This is a genomic window from Burkholderia aenigmatica (assembly GCF_902499175.1).
In the GTDB taxonomy this organism is placed as follows: Bacteria; Pseudomonadota; Gammaproteobacteria; order Burkholderiales; family Burkholderiaceae; genus Burkholderia; species Burkholderia aenigmatica.
The window spans coordinates 32,159-48,230 of sequence record NZ_CABVQC010000042.1; the positions used below are offsets into that span (position 1 = coordinate 32,159).

Genomic DNA, 16,072 nt, shown 5'->3' on the forward strand with positions numbered 1-16,072 from the left:
CCACGTGCGCGCTTTCATGGCACCGCAAGCTCACGCGCCTGCGACGTCCGGGCTACGCGTCCGGGTTGCGCCGCGCGCCGTCGAACACCGGCGCCAGCCCGAGATGATCGAGCAGCCGCGCGAATTCGCCGAGCCGCTGCCGCATGTACGCGGGCACATCCACGTTCGCATAGTCGTGGAAGCCGGTCCCCGTGCGCACGCCGTCGCGCCCGGTTTCCATGTTGCGTACGACGCTCGCGGCCGGTGCGAAGCGCGGGCCGATCTCGCCGGCGAGATACTTCGACGCGTAGTACAGGATGTCGCAGCCGCCCCAGTCGATGAATTCGAGCAGCCCGAGCACCGCGAAACGCGGGCCGAAGCCGGTGCGGATGGCCGTGTCGATGTCCTCCGCGCTCGCGACACCTTCCTCGACCATCCGCGCTGCCTCGTTCATCGCGAGCGCCTGGATGCGCGGCACGATGTAGCCGGGCGCCGGCCCGCAGATCACCGGCTTCTTGCCGACGCGTTCGAGCAGCGCGGCAAGCGCGCCGACCACCGACTGGTCGGTCGCATCGCTACGGCTGATCTCGACGAGCGGCATCAGCAGCGCGGGATTCAGCCAGTGCGCGTTCAGCATCCGCTCCGGATGCGCGACATGGCGCTGCAATTCGGTGACGACGAACGTCGACGTGGTCGACGCAATCGTTGCGCGCGCATCGACATGCTCGCCGAGCCAGCGCAGCGCGTCGGCCTTCGCATCGAGCACTTCGGGCAGCGCCTCGAACACGACGGCTGCATCGCGCACGGCCTCCGCCGCACCTTCCCGCGAGACGAGCGCGATGCGCGCGACGACCGCATCGGCCTGCGCGGCATCGATACGGCCGAGCGCGACCTGCGCGTGCAGCGGCCTGGCGATCTCGTCGCGCGTGCGATCGTCGAACTCGCTTTGGCCAGCCGCATCGCGCCGCTTGAAGTCGATCAGCGTCACGTCGAGGCCCGCGAACGCGAATACAAGCGCGATCCCCTGCCCCATGCGCCCTGCGCCGAGCACGTGCACGCGCGTCACTTCGGCGACCGCGCTCATGCCGCGCCTCCAACGACTCCCTTGTCGAGCAGCACACGCATCGCATCCTTCGACAGCGCCGCGATCCCGAGCCGCTCCAGCGTGCGCCCTTCCGCATACAGGTCGCGCATCGAGACCGCACTTGCGATGCTCAGCAGCCCCTGCGCGACCGGCGTCGGCACACCGGCCCAGCGCCCGCACGACACGATGAACGACAGCCCGAGCCGGGTGTCCTCGAGCATGTAGCGATGGGTGCGCAGATCGATCTTCTCGCGCCAGTCGCCGCTATCGGTCAGCTTGCCGTGCGCGCCGCGCCCGTACATCCATTCGTCGCCTTCGGCCGCGTAGTGATCCGCGAGCGGAAAATGCGGCGCGCGGTAGCCGAGCGCTTCGCGCACCGCGATGCGTTCGGCGTCGAGCGCGTTCGTCACGCGACGGATCGACGGCTGCGTGCCTTCGTTGTGGATGTCCCATGCGTCGAAGTGTTCGAGCGGTCCGGCGTTCATCAGGATCAGCGGCGGATGGATCACGGGCCCCGCGTTCATCAACGCGCCCGACAACGCATCCTCGACCGGCTCGACCGACGGATAGCCCGCGCGCAACACGTCGAACGCCCAACCGGCGGCATTCGCCGGAAACATGCCGGTCGGCAAGCGCGTCGCGTAGGCACTGATCACGACGTCGTTGTCGCCATGCTTGCGCACCAGGTACGGCAACGTGCCCGTCTCGGCGAATGCGACGCGCGAACGGTTGCCGGCGTCGGCCGCCGCCTGCGCGAACACGAAGCTGCCGAACGTGCCTGGCGGCAGGAATACGACCTGGCCGTCCTCCAGCAACGGCGCGACCTGCGCGGCGAGCGCGTCGTGCGACGTGGCGGGCAGCGGCACCACGACGAGTTGCGCGCCGCGCAGTGCGGCCGCGAGATCGCCGGTCAGGCGGATCGCACCCGGCGCATCGCCGAGCGGCACCGTGCGCTTGCCGCGATAGTCGGTCACGTTCAGCACGCCGAGTTCGCGCAGCCGCGCATGCGGCTCGCGGTCGCGCCGCCACCACGTCACGTCATGGCCCTTCTCGAGCAGGTCGATGGCCGCCGCATGGCAGCCGTGGCCGCCGCCCAGAACACATACCTTCATCGTCTTCTCCCGGTGATTGAGTGTTGTCGAGACTACGCGGCGGCCCCCGCCGCGTCGCTTCAAAACGCGCAACGGCACGCCCGTTCGCGCAACGCAATCGCGGCGATGCGCCTGCCGCCGCGCCCCTGCATCCGCTACGAGGTCCGTGAATGGATATCGCCCTGTCCCGCCATGCGCCGAACCGGCTCGGCACGCTGCACGCCCCCGACGAAGTCGAACGCGCGGTCGCGCACCGGCTCGGGCCGCACCGGATGGCCTCGCGCGGCCGCGATCCGTTTCATGCGGAGCTGTACGAGGTGCCGCTGCATCACGGCGCGCTGCTCGAACTCTGCTACGGCCGCGAAACGCGCATCGATTTCGGCGGCGATACCGATCACTTCCTGTTCCGGCTGACGCTTGCGGGTGCCTGCGAGCTGCAGGCCGGCAGCGTCGTCGCGCGCGCCGGCCCCGGCGAGCTGACCGTGTCGTCGCCCGCACTCGCGAGCCGCCTGAGCACGAGCCCCGATTGCCGCAACCTCGTGCTGCGGCTCGAACGCGGCGCGCTCGAACGCAAGCTGCAGGACATGCTGCAGGCCACGCTCACGCGGCCGCTGCAGTTCGATCTCGCGGCCGGCGGCGCCGGCGCGGGCGCCGCGCTGCTGCTGCCGACCTTCGAGTACCTGTGCCGGCTCGGGGCGCAGCCGGGCATCGGCACGGCCGCGACGACCTTCGGCGCCGACCTCACCGCGTGGCTGATGTCGCTGCTGCTCACGCACCTGCCGCATTCGTACAGCGATGCGCTCGCGCGCGGCACGCCGCCCTTGCCGGCCCACGTGCGTCGCGCGTGCGATCACGTCGAGGCGCACCTCGGCGAACCGCTCGCACTCGCCGCGCTCGCGGCGGTCGCGGGCGTCGCGCCACGCACGCTGCAGCACGCTTTTCGTGCGTTCCTGCACACCACGCCGGCCGCCTACGTGCGCGAACGCCGGCTCGCCGCCGTGCACACGGCGCTGCAACGCGGCGACGCGCGCAGCGTGACCGACGTGCTGATCGCGCACGGCATCCATGGCTTCGGCCATTTCGCGAAGGCGTATGCGCGGCGTTACGGCCACGCGCCTTCCGTCACCGCGAGGCAACCCCGATGACGCACTCCGCAACCGGCCGCCCGGCGGCCCCGGCCCGCGTCGAATCCGCGCCGCACGACGGCGACCCGTCCGAACTGCGCGTGCAGGATCTCGATCTCAACTTGCTGAAGACGTTTCGCGCGGTCTACGAGGAGCGGCACGTCGGCCGCGCGGCGCTGCGGCTCGGTGTCACGCAGCCGTCCGTCAGCTATGCGCTCGGCCGGCTGCGGCTGATGTTCCGCGACGCGCTGTTCGTGCGCACCGGCACCGGCGTCGAGCCGACGCCGCGCGCGCAGCGGCTCGCGCTATCTGTCGACAAGGCGCTCGCGATCCTGCAGGACGTGCTCGACGAAGGCTCGCGCTTCACGCCCGACAGCACGCAGCGCGTGTTCCGCCTGCACATGAGCGATTTCGCGGCGAGCGCGTTCCTGCCGACGCTGCTCGCCGAATTCGCCCGTCGCGCGCCGGGTGCGGTGATCGAGACGCTGCACGTCGACGAATGCCAGCTCAACGTCGCGCTCGAATCGGGGCGCATCGACTTCGCTCTCGGGCATTTCGCCGACGCGTCGAGCCATTTCCAGCGCGCCGCGCTGCTGCACGAGCGCTGCGTGCTGCTGATGCCGCGCCGCACCGCGCAGCGCGTCGCGCTGCCCGACGACTACGTGCTCGATGGCGAAGCGCCCGACGCGCTGCGTTTCGTCGCGGTCACGTCGCATCCGCAATCGATGCAGCTGCTGGAGCGGCACGGGCTGATGCCGCGCGTGCGCGCGGCGTTACCCGATTTCATGGTGGTGCCCGCGTTGCTGCAGGACGGCGACTACGCGCTGATCCTGCCGGAGACGATCGCGATCACGTTTGCGGCGCGGCAGCCGTGCACGCTGTACGAGATCGCCGGCGCAAGCGAATGGGCGGTCAACGCGTACTGGCACCGGCGCTTCGACGCCGACCCCGGCCATCGCTGGCTGCGCGCGCTGCTGCTCGAACTGTTCAACATCGGCGAGCTGGCGCCGTTCGACGCATGGCTCGCGCCGCAGCCGCCCGCCTGCGCATAACGACGCGAACGCCGCGAGCGGCGCACGCAGCGCGAGCGGGCACCGGCGCGGGCCGGTCAGAACGCCGTGAGGATGCCCGCGACGATCGAGCTGGCGGTCGCGCCCGGCTTCGCGACCGCGACGCCGCCACCGGCCGCGCCGTTGACGACGAAGCGCGCATGCGCGCCGTTGCGCACCATCGCGGCGCCCGTGTACAACACCGTGCGCTTCGACAGCGGATAGTCGAAGCGGATGCCATACGAATCGGCGTTGCCGTCGCTGTCCGCGACCTTGCGGTAATGGCCGACGCTCAGCAGCAGCGACGCACGCCCGATCGGCACCGTCGCGCTCAGCTCCATGATGTCGCTGTGCGGATACGCGCTCTGGCTGTCGATCGCGGTCGCGACGTCGGGGCCGCCGCGATGGCGCATGTACAGCGCGGCCACCTTCACGACGCTGAAATCGTACGAAATCGCGCCCAGCGTGTAGTTGCCGTTCGCGGCCGGGCTCGAGTCGCCGAGCGCGGACGCGGCCACCGGGCTGAACTTCTGCTGCATGTAGTCGACGTCGACCGACAGGCCGCCACGCACGTAGTTGAGCCCCGCGCCGTAGGTATCGCCGAGCGTCGCCGGCTGTCCGGCCGCGCCATTGGTACCGCGCGCGGCCATCGCCCGCAGCATGAAGCCCGCGTAGCGTGGCGACGTATAGCGCATCGAGTTGCGCACGCGCAGGAACGCGGGCCCGACGAAGTTGTTGGTCGCGTTACCCCACGCGAGCCCCGCGCCGAGGCCCGGCAGGCTGTACGTGACGAGCGTCGTGTGCAGGATCGTGTAGAGCTCGCCGAACTGCACGCCGCCGAACGGCCCCGTGATGCCGACCCACGCCTCGCGGCCGAACAGTGCGCTGCTGTTCGACAGCGCACCGCTGCCCGCATTGAAGCCGTCTTCCAGCTTGAAGATCGTCGCGTAGCCGCCGCCGAGATCCTCGACGCCCCTCAGCCCCCACTGCGACGCCCACAGGTTGCCGCTGCCCATGCGCGTCACGTGGTTCGGCCCGGCGTTCGCGTATTCGATCGCGGTGTCGATGCGGCCGTAGAGCGTCACGCTCGATTGTGCGAAGGCGGGCAGCGCCGCGCAGGCAAGCAGCGCGGCAAGCGGTACGGCAAGCCGGTCGGCCCGCCCGTTCGGTTGGTTCATCGTCGTCGTCCCGTAGAGTTTCCGGCGCCTGTCGGCCTCGCGCCGCGTGGAGTGAAGCGCGTTCGCCGCGAAGGGCCAACGCTGCCGATCAAAACCGGGCCGAGTCTAGGAACGACAATTTCGGACGTCGACGCAATGCGCTCTATAACGCTTATAGATGCGCCGCATGATGCGTGCGCGCCCCGCCACAAGCGCACCGCGCGGCGGCCGGCGCGCGCGCCCCTGGTGTTTTCTTTATCCGGGTCGGTAAATGCCCGTGTGGCGCGGCTGTCACTCCGGCTATGGCGGCCGAAATTGGCCGACTACGCTGCGTCTCCGACACGTGCCCCCCGCACGCTTTCGCGCCGCGACGGCGCCCGGCCCGCAAGGCCGCCGCCGCGCGTTTCCACCGCCCGCTCCTGGAGAATCCGCATGTCCGCATCCACGGCCCGCGCTGCCGACGGCAAGCGCTATACGTACGAATGGTATGTCGTCGTCATCTGCATGCTCGCGTACATCTTTTCGTTCGTCGACCGCCAGGTCCTCGTGCTGATGATCGAGCCGATCAAGCGCGACCTGCACCTGTCCGATACGCAGTTCAGCCTGCTGAACGGCTTTGCGTTCTCGCTGTTCTATGCGGTGATGGGGCTGCCCGTCGCGTATCTCGCCGATCGCTACGCACGCCCGCGGATCATCTCGCTCGGCATTGCGCTGTGGAGCGTCGCGACCGCCGCGTGCGGGCTCAGCCAGCATTTCGCGCAGATGTTCATCGCACGGATGGGCGTCGGCGTCGGCGAGGCCGCGCTGTCGCCCGGCGCGTATTCGATGCTCGCCGACTACTTCCCGAAGGAGAAGCTCGGGCGCGCGATCGCCGTGTATTCGCTCGGCTCGTTCATCGGCGGCGGCATCGCGTTCCTGATCGGCGGCTACGTGATCGCGCTGCTCAAGCATGCGAGCGCATTCACGCTGCCGGTGGTCGGGCAGGTGCATGCGTGGCAGGTCACGTTCCTGATCGTCGGGCTGCCCGGGCTGCTGGTCGCCCTGCTGTTCGCCGCGACCGTGCGCGACCCGCAGCGCAAGGGGCTCGCGCAGGATCGCTCGGGCGCCGTGCGGCGCGTGTCGATGCGCGATTCGCTGCGCTTCGTCGGCACGCATCGCGCGACCTTCACGTGCCACTACCTCGGCTTCTCGTTTTACGCGATGACGCTGTACTGCCTGCTGAGCTGGACGCCCGCGTTCTATATCCGCCACTTCGGGATGACGGCCGTCGAAGCCGGCTACACGCTCGGCATCGTGCTGCTGGTGGCGAACACGGCCGGCGTGTTCTGCGGCGGCTGGCTCAACGACTGGCTGCTGCGGCGCGGCCGCCACGATGCACCGATGCGTGCCGGCGCGATCGGCGCCGCGTGCATGGTGATCCCCGCGACGCTGTTCACGCAGCTCGACTCGCTGCCCGCGTCGCTTGCAATGCTCGTCGTCGCGATGTTCTTCGCGTCGTTCCCGATGCCGACGTCGACCGCCGCGATGCAGACGCTCGCGCCGAACCAGATGCGCGCGCAGATCTCCGCGCTGTTCCTGCTCGTGTCGAACCTGATCGCGCTCGGGATCGGCACGACCGTCGTCGCGCTGTTCACCGATCGCGTGTTCGGCGCGCCGGCGGCGGTCGGCCATTCGATGTCGATCGTCAACGTCGCGGCGGCCACGCTCGCCGCACTGCTGCTCGCCGCAGGGTGCCGGCACTATCGCCGCAGCCTCGATCGCGAACGTGGCCATGCGTCGGCAGCGGCACCGCAGGCGGCCGAAGCGGGCAATCCGATCGCCGCGCGCTGAACGTCGAGCGCATTCCGTCGCCCGACCATCATCCATCCCACTGATTCAGGCATCGCTTTTTAATCGATTTGATTTATGCGATGCCCATCCCTATTCTCGATCGCATGACGGCGCGGTGTCTGCCGCGCCGCGTTTCCCCTACCCCACGGATTTCCCCATGCAAGCGAACCGCCACCAAGTCCGGATCGACGCGCTGATCGACGCGGCGCAGGACATCCGCTGTTTCCGGGTTTCGCGCGTCGACGGCCAGCCGTTCGACGCATACGAACCGGGCGCCCATATCGATGTGACCGCGCCGTCCGGCATCACGCGGCAGTACTCGCTGTGCGGCAACCCCGACGAACGCGGCAGCTACCTGTTCGCGGTGAAGAAGGAAGCGCAGTCGCGCGGCGGCTCGCGTTCGCTGCACGACGACGTGCAGGTCGGCGCCGAGCTGTCGATCGGCGCGCCGCGCAACCTGTTTCGTCTGACGGATGACGCGAGCGAGCACGTGCTGATCGCGGCCGGCATCGGCATCACGCCGCTGCTGTCGATGGCGTATGCGCTGCACCAGCGCGGCGCGCGTTACCGGCTGCACTATTTCGCCCGCAGCCGCGAGCATGCGGCCTTCGTCGACGAACTGTCGGCCGAGCCGTTCGCGTCGCACGTGACGTTCCACTACGGCATCGAGCCCGACGCGCTCGCGGCCGAGCTGGGCCGCTGCGTCGAATCGGTCGACGCGCACGCCCACGTCTATACGTGCGGCCCGGGGCCGTTCATGGATGCGGTCGTCGCGGCAGCCGCGACGCGCTTGCCCGACGATTCGATCCATCTCGAACGCTTCGCGGTGGAACCGGCCGCCGCCGATGCGGGCGCCGGCCCGGCCGACGGCTTCGAAGTGCGTCTGCAGCGCAGCGGACAATCGGTACGCGTCACGCCCGACACGTCGATCGTCGACGCGCTCGCGCGCATCGGCATCGAGGTCGACACGTCATGCGGCGAAGGCGTGTGCGGCACCTGCATGGTGCCTGTGATCGACGGCGAGCCCGATCATCGCGATCACTGTCTCAGCAAGGCCGAGCGCGCGAGCAACACGGTGATCTGCTGCTGCGTGTCGCGTGCGCGTTCGGCGGTGCTCGTTCTGGATCTCTGATCACTGATTCGCGCGGCACGAGCAACGCCCGTTCAGGACGTCTCGCGCCGTCGAATGGCTCGACACACGCGGCCAGCAACGCGCACCTCCGCGCATTGCCCTCCGCCTCATGGGTCACGCGTCGTCGAAACGACCGACGAGCTCGGCCAGCATCGTGCGCATCCCGCGCGTTGCCTTCGTCCCCATCGGTCACGCATCGTCGAACCGCTCGACGAACTCGATCAGCAGCGTGCGCATCCATGCGTTGCCCTCACCTCGTGGGGCCACGAGTCGCCCAATCGCTCGCCGATCTCGGCCGACAACGCGCGCACCTACGCATTGCCCTCCGCCTCATGGATCACGCGTCATCGAACCGCTCGACGAGTTCGACCAGCAGCGTGCGCATCCACGCGTTGCCCTCGTCCTCATGGAAATGCTCGTGCCAGTGCATCGTCACCGGCGCGGGCGGCAACGTGACGGGCAGGTCATACAGGCGAAACGCATTGTCGCGGTTCAGGATCTGCGCGAGCCGCTTCGGCAGCGTCGCATAGAGATCGGTGACCGACAGCACGCTCGGCAGCGCGACGAAGTGCGGCACTTCGAGCGCGATGTTGCGGCCCACGCCCTGCGTGCGCAGCGCATCGTCGAGCGCGTGGTGGCTGTGCTCGACCGACTTCACGTTGACGTGCGCCGCGCGCACGAACTGGTCGAGGCTCAGCGCGGCGCCGCTCGGCAACCCGCGCCGGCGGCCCGTCATGCACACATAGGTTTCCTCGAACAGCACCTGGTGGCGCGTGCGCGGCATCAGTTCCGGCAGGTTGCCGATCGCGAAATCCAGCCGGCTCGCACGCAGCGCTTCCTCGATCTCCTCCACCGGCAGCGGCTGCACGCTCAGCGTCACGCGCGGCGCGCGCTCGCGCAGCGCCTGGCAGATCGCCGGCAGGTACGCCATCTCGCCCGCATCCGACAGCGACAGCCGGAACGTGCGCGTGCTGGTGGCCGGATCGAAGCGCTCCGCGTAGCGCAGCGCCACGCGCACCATGTCGAGCGCCTTGCCGACGATGCCCGCGAGCTCGAGCGCGACCGGCGTCGGCTGCATGCCCGAGCGCGTACGCACGAACAGCGGATCGTCGAACAGCGTGCGCAACCGGCCGAGCGAATAGCTGACGGCCGGCTGCGACAGCGCGAGCCGCTCGCCGGCCTTCGTCAGGCTGCGTTCCTCGACGATCGCCTGGAATACGCGCAACAGGTTCAGATCGAGATGATCGACCGATGTCATCGGAGCCTCCATCATTTGCCGTATTTATTGATTAACCAATTTTAGATCAATTTGACGGATATATGGCGGAAGACGAGACTGAGTCCTCAATGCCGCGCGCGACGCGGCCCGATTTCGCGACTCTTTCCCCCACACGACGATGAGCGACATTTCCTACCAGACGATCGACACCAGCGCGCTGCACGGTCTCGCGCAACCCGACCGCATCGCACCCGCGATGTATCACGATCCCGCGCTGTTCGAAGCCGAGCTCGACCGCATCTTCTACCGCACCTGGATCTGGGTCGCGCACGAAAGCGAGCTGCCGAACCCGGGCGACTTCATCACGACGACGATCGGCCGCCAGCCGGTGATCGTCGTGCGCGACAAGACCGGCGAGATCAACGTGCTGCAGAACCGCTGCCGCCATCGCGGCGCGACCGTATGCGAATCGCACAAGGGCAACGCGAAGGGCTTCACGTGCCCGTATCACAGCTGGTCGTACGCACTCGACGGCACACTGCGCGCGCTGCCGTACGGCGACGGCTACGAAGGCGTGTGCGAGAAAGGCGACCTGCCGCTCGTGAAGCTGCGCGTCGGCGTGTACCAGGGGCTGATCTTCGCGAGCTTCAACGACGACATCGAATCGCTCGAGGATTTCCTCGGCGGTGCGAAGCCGTGGATCGACCTGTTCATGAAACAGGGCGCCGGCTACCCGATCAAGGCGAACGGCGAGCACAAGTTCAAGTTCAAGGGCAACTGGAAGATCCAGCTCGAGAACACGACCGACCTCTATCACTTCCCGGTCGTGCACAAGTCGTGGATGAAGTCGATCGACGACGAGACGGCCGCCGCGATCACGAGCTTCATGACGAGCGAGGACGCGTTCTGCCGCGGGCTCGGCAACGGCCACAGCCTCGCGGTGCTGATGCCCGAGCTGATCGACCTCGACGAAGACGACGGTGCGCCGCTGCCCGAGCGCTTCGCGCCGCTCGCGGCGAAGCTCGCCGAGCGCCACACGCCGGAACAAGTGCGTCGCATCGTGCGCTCGCTGATGGGCGTCGGCTTCAACCTGAACCTGTTCCCGAACCTCGCGCTGTCGATGGCGTTCTTCCGCGTGCTGCGGCCGATCTCCGCGAACGAAACCGAGATCCGCCACGTCGCGCTCGCGATGGACGGCGGCCCCGACGAAGCGAACCGCGAGCGGTTGCGCATTCACGAGCACTTCCAGGGCCCGTTCGGCTTCGGCAGCCCCGACGACGCAGAAGCGTGGGAACGCGTCCAACGCGGCGCGCACGCGGGCCCCGACGTGCCGATCCTCGTGAATCGCGGGCTGAACCGCGAGACGACCGCCGCGAACGGCGAAAAGACCGCGCATGCGACCGACGAGACCGGCATGCGCGAGGCCTACCAGCAATGGCGCAAGATGATGGAGCAACAATAATGGACGACCGCAACGCCCTCTTTTCCGAGCAGACCTTCGCCCGCGCGGTCGAATTCGTGTGGCGCGAAGCCGAGATGCTCGACCGCCGCGACTATCGCGCATGGCTCGACCTGTGGGAGCCGGCCGGCCATTACGTGGTGCCGATCGATCCCGACGCGACCGACTTCGCCGCGACGCTGAACTACGTGTTCGACGACCAGGACATGCGCGAGAAGCGCGTGCAGCGGATGGTGTCCGGCTATTCGGCGTCGGCGACCGACGCAGCGCGCACGGTGCGCACCGTGTCGCGCTTCACGCTGGAAAGCGGCAGCGCCGACACCGTCGAACTGAAATCGGCGCAGGTCGTCGTCGCGTACAAGCGCGGCGTCGCGACGCTGTTCGCGGCCGACGTTACGCACAGGCTGCACGTCGACGCCGACGGCGAGATGCGGATCGCCGAAAAGGTCGTGCGCCTGATCGACTCGACCGAAGCGCTCAGCGCAATCGGCTTCCTGCTGTAAGCCACGGCCGGTTCACCTTCACCGCTGCAAGCGCAAAGGTGAACCGGTCACCTTCACCTTTCCGGACGACCATGCCCACACTCGAAGTTTTCCTGCCGGCCGGCCATGACGATGCCCGCAAGGCCGAACTGATTGCCCGGCTGACCGGTGCGACCGTCGATTCGATCGGCGCACCGATCGAATCGGTGCGCGTGCTGCTGACCGAATTGCCCGCGACACACATCGGCCTCGGCGGCCGCAGCGCCGCGGACGGCGCACCGCCGTCGCTGCCCGTGATCGTCGCGATCCTGATCGCCGGCCGCACCGATGAACAGAAGCGCGCGCTGATCGCCGCGCTGTCCGACGCCGGCGCGAACGTGCTCGATGCACCGCTGCAGGCCACGCGCGTGATCATCAAGGACATTCCGAACACCGACTTCGGCATCGGCGGCCAGACCGCGCGGGCGCTGGGGCGCTGATCGTGCGCCGCGCGTCGCTGCCCGGCCGTGACGCGACGCAGCGGCTACACGCGCGCGCCGGCGAGCGGCAGCGTCACGCGGCAATCGAGCCCGCCGCCGTCGGCCGGGCTCGCGCCGATCCGGCCGCCGTGGCGCGTCACGATGCTCTTGCACAGCGACAGCCCGATTCCGTTGCCGCCAGCCTTCGACGACGAGAAGCCGTCGAACAGCCGGTCGTGCGCGCCGGCCGCGATGCCCGGGCCGTTGTCGATCGCACGCAGCTCCGCATGCCCGGCCACGTTCGCAGTGCCGAGCGTCAGCGTGCGCGGCACACGTTCGCAACCGGCGAACGCCTCGATCGCATTGAACGCGAGATTCAGGATCACCTGCCCGATCAGCACACGCTCGCAGCGGATCGGCAGCGGCGCATCGGCCTGCACGATCGCAACCGTCACGCCAGCCTCCTTCGCGCGCAGCTCGATGAAATACGCGACGTCCGCAAGGATGTCGCGCAGGTCGGCGAGCGCGACGACCGGCTCGCGCTTCACGATGAACTCGCGCACGCTCTTGATGATCAGCGCCGCATGCTCGGCCTGACGGTCCGCGCTGCGCAGCCCCCAGATCGCGTCGTCGATCGCGCCGCGCCCGTTCAACCGCTGCACCGCGCCCTCGATGAAATTGCGCACGGCCGCGAGCGGCTGGCTCAGCTCGTGCGCGATCACGCTCGCCATCTCGCCCATCGCGTTGTAACGGCCCGCGTGTTCGAGCATGCGTGCTTCGGCGCGGCGGGCGTCCTCGATCGCGACTTCGTCGCTCACGTCGCGGAACTGCACGAGCAGCCCGTCGAGATCGTCCTCGATCTCGACCTGCCGGCACAGGATGCGCAGCCAGCACGTCGAGCCATCGCGCCGCACGATCCGGTAGCGCTGCGGCGCGGATGGATACGCGGACGGCGCATCGCGCAGTTGCGCGACGAGCCGGTCGCGATCGGCCTCGGAGCAATAGTCGAGCACCTCGCCGAGCGCTTCGTCGGGCGCGAGCCCGAGCACGCGGCGGCCCGACTCGCTGATGAACTGCACGCCGCCGTGCGGCGTGACGACCGCAATGCCTTCGTCGAGATCCTGCATGAACTCGCGCAGCCGCGCCTCGTAGCGGCGCAGTTGCTGGCGCACCGCCTCTTCCGCGCTGATGTCGCGGAACTGCACCATCACGACGTCGCGCCCGCGCAGCGGCACGTAGGTGGCGGTCGCCTCGGACAGCATGTCGACACCCGTGCGCGACCGGTAGCACCACTCGTACACCTGCGGCCCGTCGACGAGCGCGCGATCCCACGCACTCACCGCGATCTCGCGCTGGTATTTCGGTTCGGGGCGCGTCATGTCCGGCGCCTTCAGCGGCAGCAGTTCCTCGACGGAAAAACCGAGCGCGATGCACGCGGCGCGGTTCGCCCACACGATTGCCTTGGTATGCGCGTCGTGCAGCAGCACGCAGGTCGTCAGCGCGTCGAGCAGCCGGTGAAAATCGTCTTCGTCGGGGAAACTCATGATCGGCTTCGGATGAGGCCGCGCGGCATCGCGCGACCGGAAACCCAACATAGCACCGGCGCGCGCCGCCCGCATCTGAAGATTTCTTTAGTGCGGCACGGAACGTCACCAGTCGCACGGCCCAACGCACCAATTGCTGCGCGTTTTCGGCGTTTCTAGACTGGTTGCATCGTCGTGTCGCATTCCGCGCGGCATGCATGCCATCCCGAATTCGAACCCCAATCCGCCCCAGGAGACAGCCATGCCCCACGCCGCCCTCGCCCTCGACTCCGCATCGAGCGCCCCCCACGCGGCCAGCGAACCGGCCACCCGGCTGTCGCCGCTCGACGCCGTGATCGAGACCGTCGCCGCGCGCCGCGAAGAATTCGACCGCCTGTCGCACGTGCCGCGCGACGTGATCGCGCTGTTCAAGCAGGCCGGCATCTATCGCGCGGGCACGCCGCGCCGCTTCGGCGGCGATGCGCTCGCGCCGACCGCGTTCCTCGACATGATCGAACGGATCGCGACCGCCGACGGTTCGGCCGCGTGGGTCGCGAGCTTCGGCTCCGCGAACGTCTATCTGGCTGCGCTGCCGCTCGAGACCCAGGCCGAGCTGTATGCGAGCGGCCCCGACCAGGTGTTCGCGGGCGGCCTGTTTCCGGTGCAGCCGGCCCAGCCCGCGCCGGGCGGCTGGCGCGTGAACGGCACGTGGAAATTCGCGAGCGGCTGCAAGGGCGCCGACTGGCTCGGCGTCGGCATCGCCGTGCCGGGCGCACAGGACGCCGCGCCGAACAAGCCGCGCACGGCCGTGTTTCGCGCCGACCAGGTCGAGATCGTCGAGAACTGGAGCGTGGTCGGCATGCAGGGCACCGGCAGCCACGACCTGCGCGTCGACGACCGCTTCGTGCCTGAAGCATGGACCTTCGTGCGCGGCGGCGAGCCGACCGTCGACGAGCCGCTGTACCGCTACCCGACCGTCGCGTACGCGGCGCAGGTGCTCGCCGTCGTGAACCTCGGCCTCGCGCGCGCGGCGCTCGACGTCGTGAACCGGATGTCGGGCGGCCGGCAGACGACGACCGGCGCACCGCGTCTCGCCGATCGCGCGTACTACCGCATCGAACTCGCGAAAGCCGAGGCGCAACTGCGCTCGGCGCGCGCGTTCTTCTACGACGCGACCGACGGCGTGTGGCAATCGATCCTCGCCGGCAACCCGGTGACGCCCGACCAGGTCAGCCTGCTGCGGCTCGCGGCCACGCAGATCGCACGCGAAGGCGCGAGCGTCGTCGAACGCGCGTACCGCCTCGGCGGCACGGCGGCGATCTACCGCACGCACCCGCTGCAGCGGCTGCTGCGCGATGCCATGGTCGTCACGCAACACGCGTTTCTCGGCGAAGGCAACTTCGACGGCGCGGGCGCGGTATTTACCGGCGTCACGCCGTTTCCCGGCTATCTGTAACCTGCGTCAACCGACGCTTTTTTGAACACGCATGGAGCCGATGCCGAAGCGCCCTCGCCGGCCGGCTCATGCGACCGATCGATTCCTCTGGAGAACCTCACATGTCCGATTCGAATCCGCTGCCGCTGCGCGTCCTGTTCTGCTGCGGCGTGTCGCAAAACTTCTTCGACCTGCCGCGCGAGAAGATCGGTGAAGTGTGGCAGGCATACGGCGCGATGCTCGCGGCCGTCGAAGCGATGCCCGGCGTGCGCGTGCTCGGCGTGATGGACGACGACCGCCTCGTGGTCGGCCAGGCCGACGGCGCGCCGTGGACCTTCTACATCATGGCCGACGTCGCCGACTTCGACACGACGGTCGCCGTGTGCAACCTGTACCGCACGACGCCGGTCGGCGAATACAACCTGTGGCGCTACGGCAAGATCGAAGCGCGCGTCGGCCGCGCGCTGACGGTGCCGCCGGCCGCGAAGCCCGCCGCATGAGGCGCGCGATGACCGACCTGTCTCCCGGCCTGATCGATGCGCTCGCACAGCGCCTGGCAGCGCTCGACGCCGAGCGCGCGGTGCGTGTAACGATCACGCGCTACATGGCGCTGTGCGACGTGCCCGAGGATGCCGGCGACGGCCCGTCGCTCGCCGAGCTGTTCACCGCCGATGCCGTGTGGGAAGGCATCGGCCCGCAGTACGCGCACAAGTTCGGCCGCCTCGAAGGCACGGCCGCGATCATCGCGATGCTGGGCCGCTACCTGCCGCCCGATCCGCATTTCTCGGCCAACCTGCATTTCCTGACTTCGGAGTCGATCGAGATCGGCGCCGGCAACGCGAGCGCGCGCGGCCGCTGGATCATGCTGCAGGCGTCGCGCTATGCCGACGGCACGGCGGAGCTGATCGCCGCGCGGCTGACCGTCGATTTCGCGCCAGCTGGCGACGGTTCGACCTGGCTGATCCACCACTTCCGCACCGAACGCGTGCTCGACGGCCCGTGGCCGCTCGCTGCCGCGCCGCGGTCCTGATTCCCGATGCTTTCCAACGC

General features: G+C 69.0%; 15 protein-coding genes. 10 read left to right on the top strand and 5 right to left on the bottom strand.

Features of this window, described 5'->3' with window-relative positions; translation table 11 throughout:
- Nucleotides 1-52: 52 nt before the first annotated feature.
- Nucleotides 53-1,063 carry a 3-hydroxybutyryl-CoA dehydrogenase gene (locus tag BDO18943_RS26440; protein WP_175024665.1) on the bottom strand — a complete coding sequence of 337 codons (1,011 nt, stop codon included), beginning with the start codon at nt 1,061-1,063 and terminating at the stop codon, nt 53-55.
- Nucleotides 1,060-2,175, bottom strand: coding sequence for an NAD/NADP-dependent octopine/nopaline dehydrogenase family protein (locus tag BDO18943_RS26445; RefSeq protein WP_175024666.1), 1,116 nt, complete (start codon nt 2,173-2,175; stop codon nt 1,060-1,062). Before BDO18943_RS26445 ends, BDO18943_RS26440 begins: the two co-directional genes overlap by 4 nt.
- A gap of 149 nt (nt 2,176-2,324) precedes the next feature.
- Here BDO18943_RS26445 and BDO18943_RS26450 point away from each other — a divergent pair, with 149 nt between their 5' ends.
- A complete protein-coding gene (locus BDO18943_RS26450; RefSeq protein ID WP_175024667.1) occupies nt 2,325-3,299 on the top strand; it encodes an AraC family transcriptional regulator in 975 nt (324 codons plus the stop codon).
- On the top strand, nt 3,296-4,330 hold the full coding sequence (locus tag BDO18943_RS26455; RefSeq protein ID WP_175024668.1) for a LysR family transcriptional regulator: 1,035 nt from the start codon (nt 3,296-3,298) through the stop codon (nt 4,328-4,330). The genes BDO18943_RS26450 and BDO18943_RS26455 overlap by 4 nt, the downstream gene beginning before the upstream one ends.
- Before the next feature lie 56 nt (nt 4,331-4,386).
- Here BDO18943_RS26455 and BDO18943_RS26460 read toward each other — a convergent pair whose 3' ends face one another.
- Nucleotides 4,387-5,505: a porin gene (locus BDO18943_RS26460; RefSeq protein WP_175024669.1), complete on the bottom strand. Its 1,119-nt coding sequence runs from the start codon at nt 5,503-5,505 to the stop codon at nt 4,387-4,389.
- A 411-nt stretch (nt 5,506-5,916) separates the two neighbouring features.
- Between BDO18943_RS26460 and BDO18943_RS26465 the strand changes: the two genes are divergently transcribed.
- Together BDO18943_RS26465 and BDO18943_RS26470 are read left to right on the top strand one after the other, a co-directional pair.
- Nucleotides 5,917-7,314, top strand: coding sequence for a spinster family MFS transporter (locus BDO18943_RS26465; RefSeq protein ID WP_175024670.1), 1,398 nt, complete (start codon nt 5,917-5,919; stop codon nt 7,312-7,314).
- 157 nt (nt 7,315-7,471) lie between these two features.
- Nucleotides 7,472-8,446, top strand: coding sequence for a PDR/VanB family oxidoreductase (locus BDO18943_RS26470; RefSeq protein ID WP_175024671.1), 975 nt, complete (start codon nt 7,472-7,474; stop codon nt 8,444-8,446).
- A 337-nt stretch (nt 8,447-8,783) separates the two neighbouring features.
- Here the strand turns inward: BDO18943_RS26470 and BDO18943_RS26475 are convergent, their stop codons facing one another.
- Nucleotides 8,784-9,704 (bottom strand): LysR family transcriptional regulator, encoded by a 921-nt coding sequence (locus BDO18943_RS26475; RefSeq protein WP_043178263.1) that lies wholly within the window; start codon nt 9,702-9,704, stop codon nt 8,784-8,786.
- Nucleotides 9,705-9,843: 139 nt separating this feature from the next.
- Between BDO18943_RS26475 and BDO18943_RS26480 the strand changes: the two genes are divergently transcribed.
- The 3 genes from BDO18943_RS26480 to BDO18943_RS26490 all read left to right on the top strand — a co-directional run bounded on the left by BDO18943_RS26480 (nt 9,844) and on the right by BDO18943_RS26490 (nt 12,085).
- Nucleotides 9,844-11,127, top strand: coding sequence for an aromatic ring-hydroxylating oxygenase subunit alpha (locus tag BDO18943_RS26480; protein WP_175024672.1), 1,284 nt, complete (start codon nt 9,844-9,846; stop codon nt 11,125-11,127).
- On the top strand, nt 11,124-11,627 hold the full coding sequence (locus BDO18943_RS26485) for an aromatic-ring-hydroxylating dioxygenase subunit beta (protein ID WP_175024704.1): 504 nt from the start codon (nt 11,124-11,126) through the stop codon (nt 11,625-11,627). Before BDO18943_RS26480 ends, BDO18943_RS26485 begins: the two co-directional genes overlap by 4 nt.
- A gap of 71 nt (nt 11,628-11,698) precedes the next feature.
- The gene (locus BDO18943_RS26490) at nt 11,699-12,085 is read left to right on the top strand and encodes a 2-hydroxymuconate tautomerase family protein (RefSeq protein WP_175024673.1); all 387 of its coding nucleotides are present in this window, start codon (nt 11,699-11,701) and stop codon (nt 12,083-12,085) included.
- Between the two features lie 44 nt (nt 12,086-12,129).
- Here the strand turns inward: BDO18943_RS26490 and BDO18943_RS26495 are convergent, their stop codons facing one another.
- Nucleotides 12,130-13,683, bottom strand: a complete 1,554-nt coding sequence (locus tag BDO18943_RS26495) for a sensor histidine kinase (RefSeq protein WP_175024674.1) — start codon at nt 13,681-13,683, stop codon at nt 12,130-12,132.
- Nucleotides 13,684-13,849: 166 nt separating this feature from the next.
- Here BDO18943_RS26495 and BDO18943_RS26500 point away from each other — a divergent pair, with 166 nt between their 5' ends.
- The 3 genes from BDO18943_RS26500 to BDO18943_RS26510 all read left to right on the top strand — a co-directional run bounded on the left by BDO18943_RS26500 (nt 13,850) and on the right by BDO18943_RS26510 (nt 16,052).
- Nucleotides 13,850-15,043 (top strand): acyl-CoA dehydrogenase family protein, encoded by a 1,194-nt coding sequence (locus tag BDO18943_RS26500; RefSeq protein WP_175024675.1) that lies wholly within the window; start codon nt 13,850-13,852, stop codon nt 15,041-15,043.
- 101 nt (nt 15,044-15,144) lie between these two features.
- Nucleotides 15,145-15,522 (top strand): hypothetical protein, encoded by a 378-nt coding sequence (locus tag BDO18943_RS26505; RefSeq protein ID WP_011356094.1) that lies wholly within the window; start codon nt 15,145-15,147, stop codon nt 15,520-15,522.
- Between the two features lie 8 nt (nt 15,523-15,530).
- Nucleotides 15,531-16,052, top strand: coding sequence for a nuclear transport factor 2 family protein (locus BDO18943_RS26510; protein WP_175024676.1), 522 nt, complete (start codon nt 15,531-15,533; stop codon nt 16,050-16,052).
- Nucleotides 16,053-16,072: the final 20 nt, after the last annotated feature.

Bases quoted from the DNA above. Each gene is read 5' to 3' on its own strand.
- BDO18943_RS26455 (WP_175024668.1), top strand. From the start codon at position 3,296: ATGACGCACTCCGCAACCGGCCGCCCGGCGGCCCCGGCCCGCGTCGAA.
- BDO18943_RS26475 (WP_043178263.1), bottom strand. From the start codon at position 9,704: ATGACATCGGTCGATCATCTCGATCTGAACCTGTTGCGCGTATTCCAG.
- BDO18943_RS26490 (WP_175024673.1), top strand. From the start codon at position 11,699: ATGCCCACACTCGAAGTTTTCCTGCCGGCCGGCCATGACGATGCCCGC.
- BDO18943_RS26440 (WP_175024665.1), bottom strand. From the start codon at position 1,063: ATGAGCGCGGTCGCCGAAGTGACGCGCGTGCACGTGCTCGGCGCAGGG.
- BDO18943_RS26480 (WP_175024672.1), top strand. From the start codon at position 9,844: ATGAGCGACATTTCCTACCAGACGATCGACACCAGCGCGCTGCACGGT.
- BDO18943_RS26450 (WP_175024667.1), top strand. From the start codon at position 2,325: ATGGATATCGCCCTGTCCCGCCATGCGCCGAACCGGCTCGGCACGCTG.
- BDO18943_RS26505 (WP_011356094.1), top strand. From the start codon at position 15,145: ATGTCCGATTCGAATCCGCTGCCGCTGCGCGTCCTGTTCTGCTGCGGC.
- BDO18943_RS26510 (WP_175024676.1), top strand. From the start codon at position 15,531: ATGACCGACCTGTCTCCCGGCCTGATCGATGCGCTCGCACAGCGCCTG.
- BDO18943_RS26500 (WP_175024675.1), top strand. From the start codon at position 13,850: ATGCCCCACGCCGCCCTCGCCCTCGACTCCGCATCGAGCGCCCCCCAC.
- BDO18943_RS26470 (WP_175024671.1), top strand. From the start codon at position 7,472: ATGCAAGCGAACCGCCACCAAGTCCGGATCGACGCGCTGATCGACGCG.
- BDO18943_RS26495 (WP_175024674.1), bottom strand. From the start codon at position 13,683: ATGCGGGCGGCGCGCGCCGGTGCTATGTTGGGTTTCCGGTCGCGCGAT.
- BDO18943_RS26465 (WP_175024670.1), top strand. From the start codon at position 5,917: ATGTCCGCATCCACGGCCCGCGCTGCCGACGGCAAGCGCTATACGTAC.
- BDO18943_RS26460 (WP_175024669.1), bottom strand. From the start codon at position 5,505: ATGAACCAACCGAACGGGCGGGCCGACCGGCTTGCCGTACCGCTTGCC.
- BDO18943_RS26445 (WP_175024666.1), bottom strand. From the start codon at position 2,175: ATGAAGGTATGTGTTCTGGGCGGCGGCCACGGCTGCCATGCGGCGGCC.